This is a genomic window from Streptomyces sp. WM6386, from assembly GCF_000972385.1.
Classification (GTDB): Bacteria; Actinomycetota; Actinomycetes; order Streptomycetales; family Streptomycetaceae; genus Streptomyces.
The window spans coordinates 1-15593 of the sequence record NZ_JXTE01000018.1; the positions used below are offsets into that span (position 1 = coordinate 1).

The following is a 15593-nucleotide window of genomic DNA, read 5'->3' on the forward strand; positions in this document are numbered from 1 at the left end:
CGGGCCTCGTCCTCAAACGCCGGACGGGCTGATTGAACTGGACCGGCGTTGGCAAATTCAGCCCCTCCGGCGTTTGAGGAGCGGGGGTCCAGGGGGCAGCGCCCCCTGGGAGCGGAGTCGAAGGGGCAGCATGCCCCTGGGGATGGGAACGGGTAAGGGCGGCGGGGGCGAAAACACACCGGCGCCCGCCCCGGGCCTCACGTCTCCGTGCGGTACATCAGGTCCGTCTCATGCGTCACGAAACCGAGCCGCTCGTACACCGACACCGCCGCCTTGTTGTCCGCGTCGACGTACAGCATCGCCGTGGGCAACCCCTGCCCCGCCAGATGCCGCAGGCCGATCGTGGTGAGGGACTTGCCGAGCCCCCCGCCCTGCGCCCCCGGCTTCACACCGAGGACGTAGACCTCGCCCAGCTGCTCCGCGGCGTGGACCTTGGTCCAGTGGAAGCCGATCAACTCGGCGCCGCGGAAGGCGAGGAAGAATCCGGCCGGGTCGAACCAGGGCTCGGTCATGCGCGCGTCGAGGTCGCGCTGGACCAGGGAGCCCTGCTCGGGGTGGTGGGCGAAGGCGGCGGCGTTGACGGCGAGCCAGGCCGTGTCGTCCTGGCCGGGGACGAAGGGGCGTACCGTCACGCCGTCCGGGAGGACCGGGTCGGGCAGCTCAAGGCCCGTCAACGGCCGCCGCATCTGCCGCAGCTCACGAAAGAGGGTCAGACCGAGGACCTGGGCGAGATGCCGGGCCGCGGAGTGGCCGCCGTGGGCCCACACCCGCAGCCGCTTGCCGGACGCGGCGAGGAGAGCGGCGCCCAGCGCCCGGCCGTGGCCGTGACCGCGGTGCGCGGGATGGACGACCAGTTCCGCGGCCGGCGCTTCCACCGGGTCGGTGTCCTCCAGCTGGGCGTAGCCGACGAGTTGGTCGTCGACGCTCAGCAGCAGATGGGACACCCCCTCGCGTGCGCCACCGCGCAGCTGCAGCCGCCCCTGCTCCGACACCGCCTGCTGCCCGTCGCTGCGCACGGCCTCCGCGAGGAGCGCCAGCACCGCTTCGGTCCGGTCCGGAGAGAGCGCCGAGTAGGTGTCGATCGAGCGGGAGGTGCCACGCCGTGCGGTGTCGTCGCTGGTCATGCGTACGAGGGTACGGGGAGGACCCCGCAAAATGGCGGCAAAGGAAAGGGCAAAGGGAAACCAGGATGTAACCAGGAAACCCCTGTCGCGCTACGCGCGTTGACTCTAGGCTGCGCCGGACGGGGCCCACGTGATTCAGACATCCCACAGGGGGGCGTATGCCAGCCATATCCCAGCCGCACCACCGCCGCAGACGGACCGTCCGTCTCCTTGCCGCAGCCGCCGGTCTCGCGACCGTCGGCGCTCTCGCCGCAGCGCTGCCCTCGACGGCCGCAGCGGGCGAATCGGGCAAGTCGGGTGGTAAGGCGCCCAGTCGTTACCAGGACGTGCAGCTGCTGTCCTTCAACGACCTGCACGGCAACCTGGAGCCGCCGTCCGGTTCGTCCGGCCGGGTCACCGAACTCCAGGCGGACGGCACGACGAAGACCATCGACGCCGGTGGTGTCGAGTACCTCGCCACGCACCTGCGCGAGGCGCGTGCGGGCAACAAGTACTCCATCACCGCCGCCGGCGGCGACATGGTCGGTGCGTCTCCGCTCATTTCGGGACTCTTCCACGACGAGCCGACCATCGAGGCGCTCAACGGCCTCGACCTGGACGTCACCTCCGTCGGCAACCACGAGTTCGACGAGGGCGCCAAGGAACTGGCCCGTCTGCAGAAGGGCGGCTGTCACCCGACCGCCGGCTGCTACACGGACGAGGAGTTCGAGGGGGCGAACTTCCCCTACCTCGCGGCCAACGTACTGAACGAGAAGACCGGCAAGCCGATCCTCAAGCCCTACTGGGTGTGGAAGAAGAACGGCGTCAAGGTCGGCTTCATCGGCGTCACCCTGGAGGACACCCCGGGCGTCGTCTCCGCGGAGGGCGTCAAGGGCCTGAAGTTCAAGGACGAGGTCGAGACGATCAACAAGTACGCCAAGGAGCTCCAGCGCCAGGGCGTGAAGTCGATCGTGGCCCTCATCCACGAGGGCGGGGCCCCGGCCTCGGCGTCGTACAACTACGACTGCGACGCCCCGGGTGCCGGCGACGGCATCTCCGGTCCGATCGTGGACATCGCCAAGAACATCACCCCGCAGGTCGACGCGCTGGTGACGGGTCACACCCACGCCGCCTACGCCTGCACCATCAACGACCCGGCGGGCAACCCGCGCACGGTCACCTCGGCCGCGTCCTTCGGCCGTCTCTACACGGACACCACGCTGACGTACGACCGGTGGACGGGTGACATCGCCCGTACGGCCGTGAAGTCGGCGAACCACGTGGTCACCCGGACCGTCGCCAAGGCGACGGACATGACCGAGCTGATCAGCAGGTGGAACACCCTCGCGGCGCCCATCGGCAACCGCGCGATCGGCTACATCTCCGCCGACATCCCGAGCACCGGCACCGAGTCCCCGATGGGCGACCTCATCGCCGACGCGCAGCTCGCCCACGGCAAGCAGCTCGACCCGGAGACCGACCTCGCGCTGATGAACCCGGGCGGCGTCCGCGCGGGCCTCACCTACGCGGCCAAGGGGGCCGAGGGCGACGGCGTGGTGACCTACGCCGAGGGCTTCACCGTCCAGCCGTTCTCCAACACCGTGAACCTTCAGGACTTCACCGGCGCCCAGCTGATCAAGGTCCTCCAGGAGCAGGTGAGCGGCAGCAACGCGGCGTCGCCGAAGATCCTTCAGCCCTCGTCGGGTCTGACGTACACGCTGGACCTGACGAAGACCGGCGCCGACCGGATCGTCGTCGACTCCGTCAAGCTGGACGGCACGGCCATCGACCCGGCGGCCACCTACCGCGTCGCGACCAACAGCTTCCTCGCGGGCGGCGGCGACGGCATCACCACGCTGGGTCTGGGCACCAACGACGTCGTCGGCACGGATGACCTGGCGGCGCTCGAGCAGTACCTCCTGGCCAACTCCTCGGCCACGAGCCCGATCGCACCTCCGGCCGCGAACCGGATCACGATCCTGAAGTAGCCCCCTGGGGCGGTAAGAGGCGGTCGCGTCATATCGACGCGGCCGCCTCTTCGCGTATTAAAACCTGTGTGAGTGGCGGATTGGTTCCGGGTGACGCCGTCGAAAGCGAACGGCATCGAAGAAGGAGAACGAAATGAGCTTCCACAAGATCGCCTCCGTCGCCAAGAAGAACACCAAGCCCGCCGCCCCGGCGCCGAAGAAGAAGGCTCCTCAGCAGAAGAAGGCCGCCGCCCGTCCGGTATCCCGCAAGGGCTGCTGACGCCGCATCACGAGGCGGGGCCACCGACAGGGACTCGGTGGCCCCGCCGCCGCCCTGTACCTGCGCTGGGACCTGGCCCTCGTCACCTTCGTCCTCGCCCCCCTGTTCCTGCTGGCCGCCCGCCGCTTCGCCGGCCGCATCAAGAGCGCCTCCCAGGACGAGCGGACCGCCGACGGCGCCATCACCTCCGTCGTCGAGGAGTCCCTCGGCAATGTGGTGCTGACCCAGGCCTACAACCGCCGCGCCGACGAGGAGAAGCGGCTCGCCCCCGACGCCGACCGCATCCTCGTCGTGGACGAGGGCCGGCTGGTGGAGGCCGGCACGCACGACGAACTCGTGGAGCGCCGCGGGACATACGCCAGGCTGGCCGGGAAGCCCACCGGACTCCTGAGCGGTGCTGGAGCCGGCAGGGCGTGAAGCTGGGGCTTCAAGGACGGCGCGCGTGCCAGTGGAACAGGCCGGCGAGGAGGGCGAACGTGGTGAGAGGGAGGTAGCCGAAGTACAGGAGTATCGAGGGATCGTCCGAGGTGAACGTGAGCACCACCCACGTCACGAAGCCGATGCCGCGACGACGCCACCGGTGGCCGCCCGCACCCAGGCCTTGACGTGCGCGGCCCCCTTCCGGATGAGCGCCTCGACGGCCGGCCGTTGAAGAGAACGCCCCCGGCAGCCGACGCCGCTTGCGGTACTCCCGATCGATCCTGACGTCGTCCAGCTACGCCACGCCCCGGCCGCTCGCCAGGACGCCCCGCAGGAACTCGGCCTCGGTGGGCAGGTCCGGCACACACCGGTCGTTGACGAAGGGCAGCACGGTCCGGCGGCCCGCCGTGTCGTGCAGGCAGGTGACGAACCGGAGACTGGAGGCCTGCGGGGCGTTCTCGACGCGCAGGTCCCGGATGTCGTGCCAGGTCCACTTCCGCACGCGCAGGGCGCTGTACGAGGTGATCCCGCCGGGCCGTACGACGGTACGGGGCCGCAGCAGGGCGAGCGCCATCCAGCCGTTGGAGAGCAGCAGGACCGTCACCAGGGCCACCGCGGGCCACAACGGCACCCCGTTGAGCAGCACTTCCCCGACGCCTGCCGCGAACAGGAGCCCGACGGCGCCGAGCGGCTTCCACGCCGACCCCTGCCTGCGGTACTCCCTGATGATGTCCCCGCCCATGATCCCTCCCCGTGGTCGGGATGATCGTAGGACGGGGACCTGTCCGTCAGGAAGCGGTGGGCGTCCAGTCACCGAGCCAGTCCGCGACCTCCTGGCCTGCGGCCTGCGCGTCGGTCAGCTGCGGCCGGTTGCTGCTCGCCGCACCCGAGCCCGCACCGCTGTTCTTGTACTCCGCGAACCGGTCGTCCTTCCAGGAGAAGCCGCTCATGTCGCTCCACGGCGTGGACTTGATCGCGGCGCTCAACGACGTGTTGCGGACCGTGGTCTGCGGGTCGAGGCTCGCGTCACCGCCGGCGTGCCAGGGGCGACCGAGGGAGAAGCTCGCGGAGGAGACGTCCCCGTTCACGGTCGAGTTGGCGATGAGGATGCCCTTGCGGTCGGCGACGGTGCTGGGCGCGGTGATGTAACCGGCCGAGGTGCCGTTCCAGCGCTTCTTCAGCGTGATGACGGACTTGTCGATCACCGCGGTCGCCCGCCCGAAGATGAAGTCGACGTTGCCGATGACGTAGGAGTTGGTCATGTAGACCCGGCCCAGCTTCTCCTTGGCCGCGGTGTCCACGAGGAGCGTGTCCTGGTCGCCGCTGACGATGACCCCGTCGAGGAACACCTTGTCGGCGGAGGTGCGCAGGGCGACCGCCTGATTGGCGATGTCCTGGTGAGCGGCCTCGTCGAAGTCGTTGGAGATCGTCAGGTTGCGGGCCTGGAAGTCGTCGGCCTCGACGGCGACGGTGGCGCTGCCGCCGGTGCCGTAGGTGCCCGAGCCGTCGGGCTTGGGCGTGCCGGACGCGTTGTTGTAGACGATCACCGTGTCCTTGCGGCTGCCGCCCGTCCCCTGGATGGTGACGTGCGGTTTGTTGGACGGCACCTTGACCAGCTCGCGGTAGGTCCCCGGCTTCACCGAGATCACCACGCGGGAGGGGTTGCCCGCCGGTACGGCGTTCACCGCGGCCTGCACGGTCGAGTACTGCCCGCTGCCGTCCTTGGCGACGGTGAGCGTGGTCGCGGCGGCGGCCTTCGTCGAGGCGGCCGCCGTCGTACCGATCGAACTCCGGGGTCCCGCACCGGACTTGAGGAGCGCCGGTACGTCGGCCGTCTTGTCGAGCGTGTAGGCGTAGTACGTCTTCGGGTCGAAAGCCGTACCCCCGCTCTCGTTGCGCCCGCTGGTGCCGACGAAGGTGTTCCCCTTCTGCACGATCGTCGCGGTGCTGTCCTTGGTGACGGGGTTGTTGACGCCCTGGAAGTAGGAGTTCTCCAGGACCATCTTCGTGGCGCCGCGCGAGTAATTGCCGTACGACGACCTGATGTCGGTGCCGGGGGCGTCCTCGAGGAAGTTGTTGTAGAGGTGCGCGTGGGCGGCGTTGTCCGTCGACGGGTTGCGCTGCTCGGTCTCGCGGATCCAGTTGTGGTGGATGGTGATGTCGGTGACGACGTTCTCCGTCCACCCGATGCCGAACGCCTTGTTGTCCTGGCTGAGCTTGTTCCAGGAGACGGTCACATAGGTGCTGTCCTTGCGGACGTCGATGAGCCCGTCGGCCATGTGCCGCAGATCGTTGTGGTCGATCCAGACGTGATGGGCACCGTCCATCTGGATCGCGTCGAAGTCGTGGTCCTTGTCGTTCCAGATGCCCTGGTAGGCGTCCCGGATGGTCAGGTTCCGGATGATCACGTTGTGCACGCCGGACCCGAGGAAGAACCCGCCGCCGACGATGTGCCCGGAGGTTCCGGACCCGACGATGGTCTTGTCGGACTGGACCTTGATCTCTTTGCCGACCGGGTTCATGTTGATGGTCGCGGCGACGACGATGACGTACGGCTCGGCCGCGGTCGCGTACTTCTCCAGGTCGGCGAGCGTCTTGACGGTGACGATCTGCCCGCCGCGTCCGCCATAGGTCCCGTTCTGCCCGAGCGCGTTGACGGAGGCGAAGCCGTCGGCGGTGGCGGTCGCCCAGGCGGGGGCGGCGGTGGCCGCGGAGGCGGTGCGCTGCGCGTCCGCGCCGAAGACGCCGAAGTCCATGCCGTAGGCGAGCGTTCCGGCGGCGGTCAGCGCCAGGGGGACGCCGACCGCCAGCGCGGTCTTCCTTCTGCGGTGACGGGGCTTGCTGCGGGTTTCACTCACGACTGCGTCCGATCAGGTCAAGTGACGGTGGTCAAGTCACGTTCCTGTCGCCGCTGTTGAGGAAAAGGTTGCCGCGCCGACCGGATCGGTCGCCGACCCGGGTCGGGCGCGGCTCCCGAATCAGGCGCGGCTCCCGAATCAGGCGCGGCTCCCGAATCAGGCGCAGGTCTTCGGGTCCAGCTTCTCCTCCACCTTGTCCTCACGGCCGTCGGGCTGGCCGTTGGGGAGAAGGGTGTCGGAGATGCCGTCGATGTAGTAGCCGTACGAGTAGATCGTGTTGTACCCCCGGTCGCGCCAGCTGTGCACGGTCCGCATGTTGTCCCTGCTGGAGGGGTCCTTGTTCCACTGGTAGTCCTCGACGTAGAAGATCGGGTTCACCCGCACCACGCGCTGGTACGGCGTCCACGTCACGGCGACCTGGGTGCACGGCGGGATCGTCTTCTCGCTGCGGCGCTCGAAGGACGAGGTCTTCTCCCAGCCCCACTCGTAGCTGAAGCTGCCGCCGGCGGTGCCGGAGAAGATGCTCTTGGCGGCGGAGAGGCTGATCGTGGCGCCGACGCTCTTCTTGGCGAACGTCTTGGTGCTGTAGCTGCTGACGAAGGTCTCCTTGTCGTCCTTGGAACCGCGGTTGCCTATCCACGGCGAGGTGCGCACGGGCTCCCCCTTGATGGACCACGTCGAGGCCTGCGCGTAACCGCACCAGCCGCGGAAGGTCTCCCACGGTCCGACGGGCTCCCAGAGGGGGAACACGTCGTCCAGGTACTCGTCCCGGGTCTTGAACTCCCCGGTGTCGACGTTGAGGGCGCCGTAGACGCCCGTCAGGCTGCCTTCCTGGCCGCAGAGCCGCTCGATCATCAGGTCGGTGTTGCCGGGGTCCGTGCCCCGGATGTTCGTCGCGCCGCCCGGGCCGCCGTCGGCCGCCTGCGCGGAACCGGAGCCGGCCAGCAGGCCGGTCAGGGCGAGGGCGGTGGACGCGGTGATCAGGGCGCTCTTCTTGAGAGTCCCGAGCTTCTTGATCTTCGATTTGCGAATGAGTCGCATGGGGGTTGGCTCACTCCCGAGTGCTGTGCACGGGTGCCGATGGCACCTGTCGGACAGCCAGGAAGGTCTCAGGGTACTCACGGGTAGGGTCAGGAATGCGGTACAGATGACAGGACATCGACAGCTGGCGGGGGTGTCTGTCGTTCTTTGTCCTTTTCCGATTTACGTAAGCAACCGTGCCGGACGGGCACAAGACGCTGAACCTGCTTGCCGCGCACATGGCCCGGACCCCGGGTGATCTCCTCCGGATTCCTGCCCTCTGCCTGACGCAGGCGGAGTCCGAGGATGCCGATGCGGCCCGCCGGGTGCTCGGGTTCTCCTCGGTGGTCGTCGACCCTCTGGACATGGTCTCCTCGGTCGGCGTCGGCACCATGATCCGGGACGGGTACGGGGGCGCCGACACCTGCCACGCCTTGTACTGTGCGCTGCCCCGGTATCGGCGAGCACGGCTTTGGCGCCCGCTCGCCCGTGACCCGAAGCTCGACGCTCATGTGACCGAGCTCCAGCACCGTGCCGCAGAGGCGACCGACATCGCTGAGGCCAAGGCTCTGCTCGATGAGGTGGCGAAGATTCGCTACCTCATGCGGAAGCTGGAGCCCGGCGAGTGACCGACGAGATCATGGGGCCGCCTTGGCAGATGGACTGGCGGCTCGATGCCCTCGCCAGCCGTGATGCGCTGCCCGAGCATGCGCGGAAGATGGTCGACGAGGCTCGCGCAGAGCTGGTCACGGCGAAGGACCCGTACATCCGGGGTATCGACGCCGATGGCGGTCTCCCGGAGACCATGTGTGTCGAGCCGGTGCGGTCCAGTGATCCGAAGGGGCCGCGCATCCTCTACTTCGGATCGGACTACTGAGGCTCAGCAGGCGGCAGTGTCGGCGCCCCCGGCAGTCGTACGGTCGCGATCGTGCCGCCGCCGTCCGCGTGGCCCAGGGTTACCTGGCCGCCGGCCTGCTCAACGGTGCGGGCGACGATGGACAGGCCCAGGCCCGAGCCCGGGAGGGCCCTCGCGCTGGGGGAGCGCCAGAAGCGGTCGAAGACGTGGGGGAGTTCGTCGGCGGGGATGCCGGGACCGTGGTCGCGGACGGTCAGGACGCCCTCGGTGAGCTGGACGTCGATCGTGCCGCCCTCGGGGCTGAACTTCACCGCGTTGTCCAGGATGTTGACGACGGCGCGTTCCAGAGCGGCGGGTTCCGCGCGGACATACCAGGGCTGGAGATCGGCGTCGATGGTCAGCTCGGGTCCACGCAGCCGTGCGCGACGCAGGGCGGACTCGACGGTGTCCTCCAGCGAGACGACCTGCACTCGTTCCCCTCGCTGCCCCTCCGACCTCGACAGCTCCTGCAAGTCGCCGATGAGCGCCGCCAGTTCCGTCATCTGCGCCTTCACCGAGGCGAGCAGAGCCTTCCGATCCGCCTCGGGGAGGGGACGGCCGGTCTCCTCGCTGCGGGTCAGGAGCTCGATGTTGGTGCGGAGGGAGGTGAGGGGGGTACGGAGTTCATGGCCGGCGTCCGCGATCAGCTGCTGCTGGAGCTCACGGGAGCTGGCGAGGGACGAGGTCATCGAGTTGAACGACCGCGAGAGCCGGGCCACCTCGTCCTCGCTGTCCTCCTCGACGGGGATGCGGACGCTCAAGTCCTCGGTACGGGCCACGTGTTCGACGGCCTCGGTGAGCTTGTCGACGGGGCGGAGTCCCGCGCGGGCCACGGCGAGCCCGGCGGCTCCGGCACCGAGGACTCCTACGCCGGAGACGAGGAGGAGGATGAGGGCGAGTTCGTTGAGGGTGGACTGAGTGCCCTTGAGCGAGGTCGCGACCATGAGGGCGGCCGGCTGCGAGGTGACCTGGTCGATGCCCTTGTACATGGTCAGCACGCGGACCGCGTTGCCGTCTCCGTCGGTACCGTTGCGATAGTTGGCTTTGGTGATGTCGGCCCTCTTGATCACCTCCTTGTCGGAGTCGGTGACCTTGACCGTGCCTTCGGAGTACCGGGGGACGCAGGTCGTGCCGTTCTGCCTGACGAGCTGGAAATAGCCGTTCTTGGGCTGGAACTCGTCCTTGTTGGAGGAGTCGGCGCAGACGATCACGCCGTCCGGGCCCACGCCCCGAGCGACCATCTTCGACAGATCGTTGTTCACCTGCTCGTACAACTTCCCCTGCACGATGAACCAACAGGTCACCGAAACCGCCGCCACCGCGAACGCCACCGCCGCCGCCACCAGCAACGACAACCGTGCCCGGATGGGAAGTGTCCGGAACCGGTGCAGAACCCTGTTCACTCGGCCCCGCCCTGCCGCAACACATACCCCACGCCACGCACCGTGTGCACGAGCCGAGGCTCTCCGCCCGCCTCCGTCTTGCGGCGCAGGTACATCACATACACGTCGAGGGAGTTCGAGGACGGTTCGAAGTCGAAGCCCCAGACCGCCTTGAGGATCTGCTCACGGGTGAGGACCTGGCGCGGATGCGCGATGAACATCTCCAGCAGCGTGAACTCGGTACGGGTCAGCTCCACCGGCCGACCCGCACGCGTCACCTCCCGCGTCGCCAGATCCATACGGAGGTCCGCGAAGGTCAGCGCCTCGTCCTCCGGGACGGCACCGGCACCGGCGGCAGCCGCGTACGAGCTGCGCCGCAGCAGCGCACGGACCCGCGCGAACAGCTCGTCCAGCTCGAACGGCTTGACCAGGTAGTCGTCGGCGCCGGCGTCGAGACCCGTCACCCGGTCACCGACCGTGTCCCGAGCCGTCAGCATCAGGATCGGCGTCGTCGTGCCCGCCCCCCGCATGCGTCGTGCGGCGGTCAGGCCGTCCATGCGCGGCATCTGGACGTCGAGGACCACCAGATCCGGCTGGTACGCCGTCGCCTTCTCCAGCGCGTCCGCGCCGTCGACCGCGACCTCCGTGTCGTACCCCTCGAAGGCGAGGCTGCGCTGGAGTGCTTCGCGCACGGCCGGCTCGTCGTCGACGATCAGGATGCGCTGGGGGTCACGGTCGCCATCGGCGGGGCTCATCGCTCGCGGTTCCTCGGGGTGCGGTGGGGTGGGGCTGGATCGCTCTCAGCCTCGCATGTTTCGGTGCGGTGGGGTCGAACACGGTGGGGATCAGCCGCGGACCGTACGACGCGGGGTGACCCTCGCCGCGTGCCGGGCGGCCACGGTCGAGATCTCGGGGGCCCGGACCGCGACCGTCGGCGCGTGCAGCTCGTACGCCACCTCGAGCGCGAGGGCGAACCCGGCAGCATCGGTACCGGCCACGGTGTGCGAAACCTGCTTGATCATGACGTACTCCTTCTCGGTCCAGGCTCTGCGGCGATTCGGTCAGGCCCCGCAGGGACTGAGCGGCCCTGGCGAAGTCCAGTGCGGCACCGCGCCCCGTAAGGGGCGCGGGGAACTGCGCGAACAGCCACCACCGGCCCGCAGCTTCAGCACTGCCCTTACAGCGGAGCGCTCAGCTGTCGCTGCCGCCGGCCCGCAGCTTCGCCAGGTCGGACTTGACGGTGTTGATCGGGATGGCGAAACCGAGGCCGACGCTGCCGGCGCTGGACGAGGACGTGGAGTCCGCGGCCGAGTACATCGCCGAGTTGATCCCGACGATGTTGCCGTTCATGTCGATCAGCGCGCCGCCGGAGTTACCGGGGTTCAGGGACGCGTCGGTCTGGAGCGCCTTGTACGTCGTCGTGGACGAACCGGTGTCGCCGTTGAACTCCTGACCACCGAACTCGAACGGCCACCGCCCGCCGCCGCCCTGGCCGCCCTGGCTCTGGCCCTCGTCGGTCGAGACGGTCACGTCGCGGTCGAGCGCCGAGACGATGCCGCTGGTGACGGTGCCGGTCAGGCCCTCGGGGGAGCCGATCGCCACGACCTCGTCGCCGACCTGGACGCCGTCGGAGTCGCCGAGGGTCGCGGGGGTGAGGCCGGAGGCGTCCTCCAGCTTGATCAGGGCGAGGTCCTTGGCGCTGTCGGTGCCGAGGACCTTGGCCGTGTACTCCTTGCCGTCGCTCGTCGAGACCTTGATCGAGGAGGCGCCGGAGATGACGTGGTTGTTGGTGATGATCTCGCCGTCGCTGGTGATGATCACGCCGGAGCCGGTGGAGGAGCCGTTGCTCAGCGTCGCGTTGATCTCGACGATGCTCGGGCTGACCGCCTTGGCGACCCCGGAGACCGTGCCCCTGGCGGAGGACGGGATGACGTTGGTGCTGGTGCTGCTGGAGGTGACCGTGTCGTTGCCGGTGAGCTCCTGGATGCCGTACGCCGTACCGCCACCGATCGCCGCGGCGACGATCGCTACGGCGGCCAGGAGGGCGAGGGGACCCCGGGTCCGCTTCTTCGGCGCGGCAGGCTCCGCCGGTATCGCGGTGAGGAGAGCCGTACCGCCGCCGCCGTTGCCGTCGCCGCCGTCAGTGGAAGTGGCGTAGGCCGCCTGCTGCTGGGCCGGCCACACGGTCGTACCCGGATCGACGGTCACCGGCTGCGGCGCGGGCGGCTGCGCCGGCGGGGGCGGCCACTCCGGGTTCACGGGGGAGGAGGCGTGCTGCTGGGCGCCCTGGTAGGGGTTCGCGTACTGCTCGTACTCGCCGTCGCGGCGGAAGCTCTCGGTCATGGCAATGAGCTTGTCGCCCCACCATGAGAGCTCCCTGAGTGCTCCCTGAGAACGCCGCGAGAACCTCGTTTGCCCGATATAAAGCCGGACCAGGGAGCGGGCGGAGGCTTCTCAGACAAGCCTCATGAAAGCGCGTGGAACCTCATGCGCAGCCACAGGAGTGTCGTACGACCAACCGCGACGGGAACACCTTCAACCGCTCCCGGCGCGATCCCGCCACCCGAAGCCCGTCATCGAGCACCAGGTCCACCGCCGCCCGCGCCATCGCCGACCGGTCCGAGGCGACCGTTGTCATCGGCGGATCCGCGAGCGCCGCTTCCTTGATGTCGTCGAACCCGATCACCGCCAGCTCACCCGGCACATCGATCCGCAGCTCGCGCGCCGCGCGCAGCACGCCGATCGCCTGGTCGTCGGTGGAGCAGAAGATCGCGGGCGGACGCTCGGGGCCGGACAGCACACCCAGCGCCACCTGATACGCGTCGTAGCGGTTGTACGGCGCCTCGAAGAGCCGCCCCTCGGTGGAGATACCCGCCTCGTCCATCACGCGCCGCCAGCCCTCGACGTGGTCGGAGACCGGGTCGCCGACGGAGGGGGTCTCGGCGGTGCCGCCCATACAGGCGACGTACGCGTACCCGTGCTCCAGGAGATGGCGGGTGGCGAGCTCGGCGCCGCCGAGGTCGTCCGTGACCACCGCGACGTCGTCGATCGCCTCGGGCCGCTCGTGCAGCAGCACCACCCGGGCGTCCCAGGCGTCGATCTCGGCGGCGGCGTTGTCGTTCAGTGCGTGGCTGACCAGGATCAGTCCGGAGACCCGCATCCCGAGGAAGGCCCGCAGATAGTGGACCTCGCGCTCGGCGATGTAGTCGGAGTTGCCGACCAGCACCATTTTTCCGCGCTCGGACGCGGCCTGTTCGACCGCGTGCGCCATCTCCCCGAAGAAGGGCTGGCGCGCGTCCGGCACGATCAGGCCTATGAGGTCGGTGCGCCGCGATGCCATCGCCTGAGCGACCCGGTCGGGCCGATAGCCCAGTTCCTTGATCGCGGCGAGGACACGCTCGCGCGTGGCCGGGGCAACCGGCCGGGGTCCGTTGTTGATGACATAGCTGACGACGGCAGTGGACGTCCCCGCCAGCCGCGCCACATCATCCCTGGTTACCTTGGCCACGCGCGGAGTCTACGCGGATGGACCCGCTCTGGGCAGGGCGTGAAGGAGCTTCCCTGTGCCCCGCCTGAGCGTTTCCGATGGGCGCTATACGTCGGCATTGACCTCGGCCGCGTCCAGGGCGGCCGTCTCGTCCGCATCCTCCGCCTTTGGCTGGGCGCTCTTGGACTTTGCCTCGTCCGAGACAGCCCCACCCTTCTCCGGCGTAACGAATCGATAACCGACGTTCCGGACGGTTCCGATGAGCGACTCGTGCTCGGGGCCGAGCTTGGCGCGCAGACGTCGTACGTGCACGTCCACGGTCCGGGTGCCACCGAAGTAGTCGTAGCCCCAGACCTCCTGGAGCAGCTGGGCGCGCGTGAAGACGCGGCCCGGGTGCTGGGCGAGGTATTTGAGGAGCTCGAACTCCTTGAAGGTCAGGTCGAGGACCCGGCCCTTCAGCTTGGCGCTGTAGGTCGCCTCGTCGACCGAGAGGTCGCCGTTGCGGATCTCCATGGGGGAGTCGTCGTTGACGATCTGCTGCCGGCCCATGGCCAGTCGCAGTCGTGCCTCGACCTCGGCCGGTCCGGCGGTGTCGAGCAGGACGTCGTCGATGCCCCAGTCGGCGGTGACGGCGGCGAGGCCGCCCTCGGTGACGACGAGGATGAGCGGACAGCCCGGCCCGGTGGAGCGCAGGAGCTGGCACAGGCTGCGGACCTGTGGCAGATCACGGCGGCCGTCGATGAGGATGACGTCGGCCCCAGGGGTGTCGACGAGGGCGGGGCCTTCTGCCGGGGCCACTCGCACGTTGTGCAGGAGCAGGCCGAGAGCGGGAAGCACCTCCGTCGACGGCTGGAGTGCATTGGTCAGGAGCAGCAGAGAACTCATACGGCTGGTTCCTCCTCGGTCCCGGCGAGGTTTTCGCTTTCGTATACAGGTGATCCGAAAGCACAAAAGGACCCGGGGGCTGCATTGCCCGAGTCCTCTGTTGAGGAGAATAGCCCACATGCGCATTGATCCGGCAGGTCGTGTGGTGCGATCCACCCCGATTCCGCACTCTGAGACGAACAGAGGCACACCTATACGGACGTTTCTGCACACCGTCGACGGTGTGACGATCGATTCCGTATACGATCCGCCGGCCGTTGTATACGACGCCTCCGCTTCATCAGCGCGTGGTCTCGTGTTCGTCGTCGCGCACGGTTTCACCGGCGACGCGGATCGTCGTCATGTTCGCCGGGTGGCGGAGACGTTCACGCAGTACGGGGCCGTGGTCACGTTCTCCTTCCGCGGTCACGGGGCCTCCGGTGGGCGCTCGACGGTGGGGGACCGCGAGGTGCTCGATCTGGCGGCCGCGGTGGAGTGGGCCCGGTCGCTCGGGCACACGCGCGTGGTGACCGTCGGCTTCTCCATGGGCGGTTCTGTGGTGCTGCGGCACGCGGCCCTGTACCGGCGAGACGAGACAGGTGACGACTCGGGGCGCGAGGGGCGCACGGAAGCGCACTCGGACGCGGTGGTCTCGGTGAGTGCACCGGCTCGCTGGTACTACCGCGGCACGGCCCCTATGCGCCGGGTCCACTGGCTGATAACCCGCCCCGAGGGCCGTCTTGTGGGCCGCTACGGCCTGCGGACGAGGATTTACCACCGGGAGTGGAACCCGGTCCCGCTGTCCCCCGTGGAGGCCGTCCCGAGGATCGCCCCCACTCCTCTCCTCGTCGTCCACGGCGACCGCGACGGCTACTTCCCCCTCGACCACCCCCGCATGCTCGCGGCGGCCGCCGGTGACCACGGCGAACTCTGGCTGGAGCCCGGCATGGGCCATGCCGAGAACGCGGCGCCGGACGGGCTGCTGAAGCGCATCGGGGACTGGGCCGTCGCGCAGGGCGGCTAGCCTGACCGTGTACACAGCCGATCGATTGAGGAACCGGATGCCCAAGGTCACGGTCCGCTACTGGGCCGCCGCCAAGTCCGCGGCAGGCGTCGCCGAGGAGGCGTACGACGCGGACACGCTCGCCGAGGCGCTCGACGCGGTGCGCGGGCGACACCCCGGCGAACTCACGCGCGTCCTGCAGCGATGCTCGTTCCTCATCGACGGTGACCCCGTGGGCACCCGCGGACATGAGACGGTACGGCTGGCCGACGGCGGCACGGTCGAGGTGCTCCCGCCGTTCGCAGGAGGGTGAC

17 protein-coding genes and 1 pseudogene are annotated in these 15593 nt (G+C 69.0%); 7 read left to right on the top strand and 11 right to left on the bottom strand.

Annotation, left to right across the window (positions count from 1 at the left end; genetic code table 11):
* Positions 1–197: 197 nt before the first annotated feature.
* Complete coding sequence (mshD, locus tag TN53_RS13615; protein ID WP_046258710.1) at positions 198–1124, bottom strand: mycothiol synthase; 927 nt, start codon at positions 1122–1124, stop codon at positions 198–200.
* Positions 1125–1282: 158 nt separating this feature from the next.
* Between mshD and TN53_RS13620 the strand changes: the two genes are divergently transcribed.
* From TN53_RS13620 to TN53_RS45020, 3 genes and pseudogenes are all read left to right on the top strand, one after another.
* Positions 1283–3091 carry a bifunctional metallophosphatase/5'-nucleotidase gene (locus TN53_RS13620; protein ID WP_046258711.1) on the top strand — a complete coding sequence of 603 codons (1809 nt, stop codon included), beginning with the start codon at positions 1283–1285 and terminating at the stop codon, positions 3089–3091.
* Positions 3092–3224: 133 nt separating this feature from the next.
* Entirely contained in the window at positions 3225–3350 is a 126-nt protein-coding gene (locus TN53_RS49125) for a hypothetical protein (protein WP_267886538.1), read from the top strand.
* Positions 3351–3398: 48 nt separating this feature from the next.
* Positions 3399–3626: pseudogene (locus TN53_RS45020) on the top strand (ABC transporter transmembrane domain-containing protein); the annotation flags it as partial.
* Positions 3627–3777: 151 nt separating this feature from the next.
* On the opposite strand, the gene TN53_RS49130 reads toward TN53_RS45020, so the two are convergent.
* The 4 genes from TN53_RS49130 to TN53_RS13640 form a co-directional block, all read right to left on the bottom strand.
* Positions 3778–3903, bottom strand: coding sequence for a hypothetical protein (locus TN53_RS49130; RefSeq protein ID WP_267886539.1), 126 nt, complete (start codon positions 3901–3903; stop codon positions 3778–3780).
* Positions 3904–4065: 162 nt separating this feature from the next.
* Positions 4066–4512 carry a PH domain-containing protein gene (locus TN53_RS13630; RefSeq protein ID WP_046258713.1) on the bottom strand — a complete coding sequence of 149 codons (447 nt, stop codon included), beginning with the start codon at positions 4510–4512 and terminating at the stop codon, positions 4066–4068.
* Between the two features lie 46 nt (positions 4513–4558).
* Positions 4559–6628, bottom strand: a complete 2070-nt coding sequence (locus TN53_RS13635) for a pectinesterase family protein (RefSeq protein ID WP_046258714.1) — start codon at positions 6626–6628, stop codon at positions 4559–4561.
* 156 nt (positions 6629–6784) lie between these two features.
* Positions 6785–7669, bottom strand: coding sequence for a hypothetical protein (locus tag TN53_RS13640; protein ID WP_046258715.1), 885 nt, complete (start codon positions 7667–7669; stop codon positions 6785–6787).
* A 176-nt stretch (positions 7670–7845) separates the two neighbouring features.
* On the opposite strand from TN53_RS13640, the gene TN53_RS48310 reads away from it, so the two are divergent.
* Positions 7846–8277 (top strand): hypothetical protein, encoded by a 432-nt coding sequence (locus tag TN53_RS48310; protein ID WP_046258716.1) that lies wholly within the window; start codon positions 7846–7848, stop codon positions 8275–8277.
* The gene (locus TN53_RS13650) at positions 8274–8525 is read left to right on the top strand and encodes a hypothetical protein (protein ID WP_046258717.1); all 252 of its coding nucleotides are present in this window, start codon (positions 8274–8276) and stop codon (positions 8523–8525) included. The genes TN53_RS48310 and TN53_RS13650 overlap by 4 nt, the downstream gene beginning before the upstream one ends.
* Here the strand turns inward: TN53_RS13650 and TN53_RS13655 are convergent.
* From TN53_RS13655 to TN53_RS13675, 6 genes are all read right to left on the bottom strand, one after another.
* Positions 8519–9946, bottom strand: coding sequence for a HAMP domain-containing sensor histidine kinase (locus TN53_RS13655; protein WP_046258718.1), 1428 nt, complete (start codon positions 9944–9946; stop codon positions 8519–8521). The genes TN53_RS13650 and TN53_RS13655 overlap by 7 nt on opposite strands.
* Complete coding sequence (locus TN53_RS13660; protein ID WP_046258719.1) at positions 9943–10680, bottom strand: response regulator transcription factor; 738 nt, start codon at positions 10678–10680, stop codon at positions 9943–9945. Before TN53_RS13660 ends, TN53_RS13655 begins: the two co-directional genes overlap by 4 nt.
* Positions 10681–10770: 90 nt before the next feature.
* Positions 10771–10947, bottom strand: coding sequence for a hypothetical protein (locus TN53_RS47815; RefSeq protein ID WP_199924566.1), 177 nt, complete (start codon positions 10945–10947; stop codon positions 10771–10773).
* 169 nt (positions 10948–11116) lie between these two features.
* Positions 11117–12268: a S1C family serine protease gene (locus TN53_RS13665; protein WP_046258720.1), complete on the bottom strand. Its 1152-nt coding sequence runs from the start codon at positions 12266–12268 to the stop codon at positions 11117–11119.
* A gap of 142 nt (positions 12269–12410) precedes the next feature.
* Positions 12411–13433, bottom strand: a complete 1023-nt coding sequence (locus TN53_RS13670; RefSeq protein WP_095046470.1) for a LacI family DNA-binding transcriptional regulator — start codon at positions 13431–13433, stop codon at positions 12411–12413.
* Between the two features lie 84 nt (positions 13434–13517).
* Complete coding sequence (locus tag TN53_RS13675) at positions 13518–14297, bottom strand: winged helix-turn-helix transcriptional regulator (protein ID WP_046258722.1); 780 nt, start codon at positions 14295–14297, stop codon at positions 13518–13520.
* Between the two features lie 118 nt (positions 14298–14415).
* Here TN53_RS13675 and TN53_RS13680 point away from each other — a divergent pair, with 118 nt between their 5' ends.
* On the top strand, positions 14416–15300 hold the full coding sequence (locus TN53_RS13680) for an alpha/beta hydrolase (RefSeq protein WP_095046471.1): 885 nt from the start codon (positions 14416–14418) through the stop codon (positions 15298–15300).
* A gap of 37 nt (positions 15301–15337) precedes the next feature.
* The gene (locus TN53_RS13685; protein ID WP_046258723.1) at positions 15338–15592 is read left to right on the top strand and encodes a MoaD/ThiS family protein; all 255 of its coding nucleotides are present in this window, start codon (positions 15338–15340) and stop codon (positions 15590–15592) included.
* Position 15593: the final 1 nt, after the last annotated feature.

Bases quoted from the DNA above. Each gene is read 5' to 3' on its own strand.
- mshD (WP_046258710.1), bottom strand. From the start codon at position 1,124: ATGACCAGCGACGACACCGCACGGCGTGGCACCTCCCGCTCGATCGAC.
- TN53_RS13620 (WP_046258711.1), top strand. From the start codon at position 1,283: ATGCCAGCCATATCCCAGCCGCACCACCGCCGCAGACGGACCGTCCGT.
- TN53_RS49125 (WP_267886538.1), top strand. From the start codon at position 3,225: ATGAGCTTCCACAAGATCGCCTCCGTCGCCAAGAAGAACACCAAGCCC.
- TN53_RS13630 (WP_046258713.1), bottom strand. From the start codon at position 4,512: ATGGGCGGGGACATCATCAGGGAGTACCGCAGGCAGGGGTCGGCGTGG.
- TN53_RS13640 (WP_046258715.1), bottom strand. From the start codon at position 7,669: ATGCGACTCATTCGCAAATCGAAGATCAAGAAGCTCGGGACTCTCAAG.
- TN53_RS13660 (WP_046258719.1), bottom strand. From the start codon at position 10,680: ATGAGCCCCGCCGATGGCGACCGTGACCCCCAGCGCATCCTGATCGTC.
- TN53_RS47815 (WP_199924566.1), bottom strand. From the start codon at position 10,947: ATGATCAAGCAGGTTTCGCACACCGTGGCCGGTACCGATGCTGCCGGG.
- TN53_RS13665 (WP_046258720.1), bottom strand. From the start codon at position 12,268: ATGACCGAGAGCTTCCGCCGCGACGGCGAGTACGAGCAGTACGCGAAC.
- TN53_RS13675 (WP_046258722.1), bottom strand. From the start codon at position 14,297: ATGAGTTCTCTGCTGCTCCTGACCAATGCACTCCAGCCGTCGACGGAG.
- TN53_RS13680 (WP_095046471.1), top strand. From the start codon at position 14,416: ATGCGCATTGATCCGGCAGGTCGTGTGGTGCGATCCACCCCGATTCCG.
- TN53_RS13685 (WP_046258723.1), top strand. From the start codon at position 15,338: ATGCCCAAGGTCACGGTCCGCTACTGGGCCGCCGCCAAGTCCGCGGCA.